This is a genomic window from Nostoc flagelliforme FACHB-838 (genome assembly GCF_014698065.1).
Lineage (GTDB): Bacteria > Cyanobacteriota > Cyanobacteriia > Cyanobacteriales > Nostocaceae > Nostoc > Nostoc flagelliforme_B.
Window position 1 is genome coordinate 1 of the sequence record NZ_JACJSI010000395.1, and the last position, 5,313, is coordinate 5,313.

6 protein-coding genes and 2 pseudogenes are annotated in these 5,313 nt (G+C 38.5%); 5 read left to right on the forward strand and 3 right to left on the reverse strand.

Annotated features, from left to right (window positions below; translation table 11 throughout):
• Positions 1 to 707 (forward strand): annotated as a pseudogene (locus H6G97_RS44690) (ISAs1 family transposase); the annotation flags it as partial.
• 109 nt (positions 708 to 816) lie between these two features.
• A complete protein-coding gene (locus tag H6G97_RS44695; RefSeq protein WP_338421983.1) occupies positions 817 to 1,326 on the forward strand; it encodes an HARBI1 family protein in 510 nt (169 codons plus the stop codon).
• A gap of 762 nt (positions 1,327 to 2,088) precedes the next feature.
• Here the strand turns inward: H6G97_RS44695 and H6G97_RS44700 are convergent.
• Both H6G97_RS44700 and H6G97_RS44705 read right to left on the reverse strand, forming a co-directional pair.
• Positions 2,089 to 2,466, reverse strand: coding sequence for a VOC family protein (locus tag H6G97_RS44700; RefSeq protein ID WP_190946897.1), 378 nt, complete (start codon positions 2,464 to 2,466; stop codon positions 2,089 to 2,091).
• A gap of 172 nt (positions 2,467 to 2,638) precedes the next feature.
• On the reverse strand, positions 2,639 to 3,307 hold the full coding sequence (locus tag H6G97_RS44705; protein WP_190946898.1) for a gamma-glutamylcyclotransferase: 669 nt from the start codon (positions 3,305 to 3,307) through the stop codon (positions 2,639 to 2,641).
• 696 nt (positions 3,308 to 4,003) lie between these two features.
• Here H6G97_RS44705 and H6G97_RS44710 point away from each other — a divergent pair.
• The 3 genes from H6G97_RS44710 to H6G97_RS54140 all read left to right on the forward strand — a co-directional run bounded on the left by H6G97_RS44710 (position 4,004) and on the right by H6G97_RS54140 (position 4,976).
• Positions 4,004 to 4,156, forward strand: a complete 153-nt coding sequence (locus H6G97_RS44710; protein WP_190946899.1) for a ribbon-helix-helix domain-containing protein — start codon at positions 4,004 to 4,006, stop codon at positions 4,154 to 4,156.
• Between the two features lie 135 nt (positions 4,157 to 4,291).
• Complete coding sequence (locus tag H6G97_RS54135) at positions 4,292 to 4,561, forward strand: thermonuclease family protein (RefSeq protein WP_242056043.1); 270 nt, start codon at positions 4,292 to 4,294, stop codon at positions 4,559 to 4,561.
• Positions 4,536 to 4,976, forward strand: a complete 441-nt coding sequence (locus H6G97_RS54140; protein WP_338421984.1) for a thermonuclease family protein — start codon at positions 4,536 to 4,538, stop codon at positions 4,974 to 4,976. Before H6G97_RS54135 ends, H6G97_RS54140 begins: the two co-directional genes overlap by 26 nt.
• Positions 4,977 to 5,103: 127 nt before the next feature.
• Here H6G97_RS54140 and H6G97_RS44720 read toward each other — a convergent pair.
• Positions 5,104 to 5,313, reverse strand: a pseudogene (locus tag H6G97_RS44720) (hypothetical protein); the annotation flags it as partial.

A 5,313-nucleotide genomic window follows, 5' to 3' on the forward strand; every position in this document is an offset into this window, starting at 1 on the left:
AAATGAAATCACTGCAATTCCAGCACTATTGGACATATTAGACATCTCTGGCTGCATCATTACCATTGATGCGATGGGTACACAGAAACTGATTGCCGAGAAAATTATTGCAGCTGATGCGGATTATATTCTCAGTCTGAAAGATAATCACCCAACACTCCATCAACAAGTAAAAAATTGGTTTGAGGCAGCACAATCCATTGGATTTAAAGATATTGATATCAGTATTAGTCAACGTATTGAAAAAGGACATTACCGCATCGAAAAACGTACAGTTTACACCGTACCTGTGTCACAGATTCCTGGACTTTATCAACTAGATTTATGGGGAGGACTAAAAACAATAGTCATGGTAGTACGTTCGATTCAGCATTGGAATAAAACTACACACGAAGTGCAATTTTACATTACTAGCCTTATTAATGATGCAAACAAGATTGCTAGTGCAATTCGACAGCATTGGGGAATAGAAAATTCTGTTCATTGGACATTGGATGTTACTTTCCACTCTTGATGAATGCCGAATTCGTTCTTTACACAGTCCACAAAACTTTGCTTTACTACGTCGCATTGCTCTTAATGCATTGGAGCGAGAATCGTCTTTTCGTCGCAGTATTCGCCAAAAATCACGACGAGCAGCGATGAACGATCGCTATATGCTCTCTGTGTTAGCTGCGGCTCTCTCAAACTCAGTACCTCTGCCATAATCCCCCTGTCAATAGGGTTTGAGACGCGCTAACCCTGCGAGATATCTTACCCTCCAGTTTATTAGAACAAGTCTCAAATAATGAAAGTGATTTACTATTTGTTCAAGAAGTGTTAACTAATTTCAGGTTATTAGTTGATAGCCTAGAACAGCCAATATATAGACCTTCTGACCAAAAAGAGCAACAAGAATATTTTTCTGGAAAGAAAAGACAACATACTTTAAAAAGTCAAGTAATTGGGCTACCAGAAGCTAAAGATATTGTCGAAGTAGAAGTAGGCGCTCGTGGCCCAACAGCAGATATAAAAATGTTCCGTAAATCTCAGGAAAAATTTGATAAATCTCAGCCATTCTCAGGAGATAAGGCGTATCAAGGTGGTGAGAATATTACTACCCCTCACAAAAGAAAACCGAAACAAGAATTAACCCAACAGCAGAAAGATGAAAACAAAGCTTTATCTAGTAATCGGATATTTATTGAGCATTTAATTCGGTTGCTGAAAATATTTCGCATAGCCTCACAAAGATTTCGCTTAAGGATTGATACTTATGAACAGATTATCTTAACAGTTTGTGGGTTAGTTAGGCTAAGAATTGGCAGTTTAGTTTTACCAAATTAATTACTATTAATAGTAATGCTAACTTAGATAACTAAGGAGTATTATTTATGGTTCTAAACTATAAGTAACTATCTCAAAGCCTTATGATTACGTTTTCACGGAGATATCAAAGCTTGCTCTCAAAGCTTTGAACAGTCTGGCTTTGGAGTTTTCGGACAAGTCTATTAATCTTTCTTCAATTTTTCAGGTTTAGTATGCGATTAATTCCACTTCTATGAAGAGAAGTGACTAGCCTGCATAACTAATCTAGTTATCCTTAAACAATTTTTAACTAGTTTAGTTTTTCTTAGTTCCATTTTTTCCAAGAAAAGCAACTTCTACATAGTACATTGTTAATTTAAAATGGCTCTTCCGTAGGTGTTATGCTGAAATTGAAGTAATAATTCGAGATTTACCTTTAATAGCAAGGCTTTTGGGTAGTTTTAACCTTAATTTTATTCCAAAGGCTCAAAATCCAAGCTTAAAAGCTATCTTTCTTGCCCTGTAAGGAATCTGAGCTATTTTATAAGCGTTTTTAGCATAACAAGTAATGAAGAGCCTTTAAAATAAAATTAAGTTACTGTTAATTCCACCTCCCCCTTTGATTACCAAAAGTTCTACTGAGGTGGACTATTGGAGTCATGATTGGGAAGTTAGCGGGAAATTTTGGGTCAAGATTCGTTTTACAAATTATCTAGGCTGATCCACCACTAAGACAGTTAGGTTAAATTGCAGATGAAATCATATCCCTGCCTAATTCCGCGATTTAGCTTTAAATCCAGGCTAAGACTGCGGATTTTGCCGAATCCCTAACAAATTTCCGTCAATATCCTTGAAAGTGGATAATTGCACTCCATGACCAACATCTGTAATTGGTCCAACTGAGACTCCCTTTTCAGTCAGGCTTTGACGAGCAGTAACTATATCATTAACAACAAAGGTACTAACAGTATTACCTGTTTCAACTGAGTCACTCAAGTTCAATCCGATTGCAAAGCGTGGAATATCAGGAAAACTAAACTGTCTCCAGCTAGGTGTGTCATATTTTTCTTCAGGAACTAACCCAAGCTTGGACTTGTACCACTCGGCACTAGCTTCAAGATTAGTAACGTCTAATTTAGTGACAAAACTATATTCACCAAAAGTATTTTTCAATGTCATATTTTACTGTGCTAATCCAGAACTTTTGTAATATGGCTATTATAAACTTTTTAGCGCAATATACTGCAAACTTACCGATTAATAGTAGTTTAGTTTTGCTTGTGTACTTTTACTCTAAAAGCAGCGCTTTTACTAAAACACAATACAATGCAACCTTGAGGTGTAGCCCCGGTCAAATAAGAAACTCATCCAGCCGGGCTGACACCTGCTTGGAAAGCCAAAGCAGTTGCTGATCTTTGATTCCAACTTTCATTAATCCGTTAACAGTTTGCATCAGGTAATCAGCGCAAGAACCAAGCTCACCAGATGCTGTGGCAATACTGTTAATTATTGTTTCTTTTGAAATCTTGCCAGTATAAGCACGATGCTGACGGTTGATGACAAAGGTAATCGCTGGTAATTGTTGAACACCATCAAAAACTTTCACCCAATGAGGGATATAACAACCGACTACCATTTCTCGTCGCCAAAGCAGTGGTAGTTCTGATGATACATCCGCAGCAGCTATTCGGTAGGCAATACCTCGACAGCTACCACCACTATCTAAACCTAATACTAATCCTCGATTGGATGGTGTTCCACGACCTTGAGGAACCCACAGGCAAAAACTACGATGCCAGCCGTAAACTTTACCAATACGCTGTTCTGCAAATTTAAAGATCGGGTTCCAAATGAGTGAGCCATAGGCAAACAACCAAACATCAGAATTTGCCTTTTGTTGACCAAGTGTTTGGTTAAGCGATTCTTGTAACTGAGCTTCAGTTAAGATTACACCAGTGCCAGACTGTAGGATAGTCTGCTGCAAGCGTCTAGATTCGAGATCAGAACGTCTTAATGACAATATTATATAGTCCCTTGACCGTACTCAAACCTCAATCATCATACTGGAATTGGACTTGTAGTTGGCTTCTTATAGATAAAATGCCAATCAATCAGTTCCATCTGCTGTTCGTGTGTCCAGCGTTACTGGGGTTGCAATATTAATTTGCCATTGTAGTAGCTTGCCCCTTGTAGTTGCCATAGTTCCTTTGCTTGGGGGTATTCTCGAAAGTCCAAACAATTATTCCCCTGTGTGGAGTCTTGGGTGAACGGCACAGACTATGTGAGGATCATGTGAGTAGAGGAGACAGCAATCGTACTCTAGAATTTTTGGCATAGTACCAGTTTACTGCCTGTTCCAAGCGATCGCTTCCTTAATCGCCTTAATCTCTAACAAGAGTGCTGTAGCTTTGGCTACTGTGTATATCAAAATGCTGCCAATGCTTTTTTAAGAAACGATAAAAACTTACTTGACTGGAGTACCTATTTTGTCTGAAAGTATTTTATACTTTCTTGATAGTGTCTTAATAATTATTGTTCTTAATGGGCTGGAACTTCATACCCTAAAATAGACTTTACGTTCTCACTATTATTTAAAAAAATATATTACTTTGCTTCATCATCTCTTAAATTAAAAATCATTATTGATACCCATGTAGTAACAGATTAAGTGATTGATATTAGAGAAGTAGTTGCGAAATCTAACTTTTCTAATATTATGAATAAAAAATGGGCTGTTAAACGGCTTACAATCAATCTTACCTCCAGTGAAGCAGAGAAGCTGGAAAAATACTGTTCAAATACTGGCAGACCAGCAACTGATGTGATCCGGGAATTAATTCGTTCTCTTCCCACTAAAGATGAAGAATAAAAAACTAAAATCAAAGAAAAGTAGACTCGATAATATTTTCTACTTTAAAACATAAGACTAATTTGTGAATTAACTAGCGATCGCTTGGCTGAAATTGGGAATCCTAAAGGAAGTTTAGAGTGATTTTTAGTACAAATGGTTTTTAAAGTTCGCTTGATTGGCGTTGGCGCTTTGCTTTTAGCTCAAATGTCGTTACCCGTATTTGCCAACAACCTTACCGCTACAGTTGTAAGCGTGGGTGACGGTGACACTATACGGGTGAGAACTGGTAACAAAACTGTGACTGTTCGCCTGGCTTGCATTGATGCACCAGAGATGAAACAAAGCCCTTGGGGGCAGCAATCATCAGCAAGACTTAAACAATTGCTGCCAGTGGGACATCACCCTACGTGCTGTAGAAACTGATAAATACAAGCGCTTAGTTGCAGAGGTATTTGTTGGTAATCGCAGTGTCAATGTGAATATGGTGCAAGAAGGACAAGCTATGGTCTATCGTCAGTATCTCAAAAGCTGTCGGGAGTCTAGAGATACTTTGTTGCAGGGTGAAAACACCGCCAAACAAAAGCGTTTAGCGTTTTGGAGCCAGCCCAATCCCGTAATGCCTTGGGACTTCCGCCACAGAGCTACCCAAAAGACAACATCAGTGCCGATTCAACCGCAGCAACAGAATAATTGTGATCCCTCTTATCCAGATTTTTGTCTGACCAAAAATTCACCCGATTTAAATTGCCGAGATATCACCCAAAGAAGGTTTAGAGTCTTGCCACCTGACCCTCATGGTTTTGACAAAGATGGAGATGGAATTGGGTGCGAAAAATAAAAAGCTTTGACTAGTGCAAGTCTAATCGGAACTCTTTACGGTCGGTTCGCTGATTTAAAAAGCTAGAAGAGGAATTAATGCACTGTAAAGCTTATGGAGCTTAATTAGATAGGATTCTGGTAAGCACTTATCCAGGTACAAGGTAAGGGAAAGTGTAAAGTGACTGCGGTATTCCCATCAGAGTTAAAATTTGTTGTTGAAGTTCACCGAGTTGAGTCATTTCGTAGCTGCCGTCTCGATGAAAATACATTGTTATACCATTGAAAGCATTCAACAACTTTTCTGCTGTTGGTTTGGTTGTGTGGCGCTTGGGATTACCATCATACAGACCAGCCAA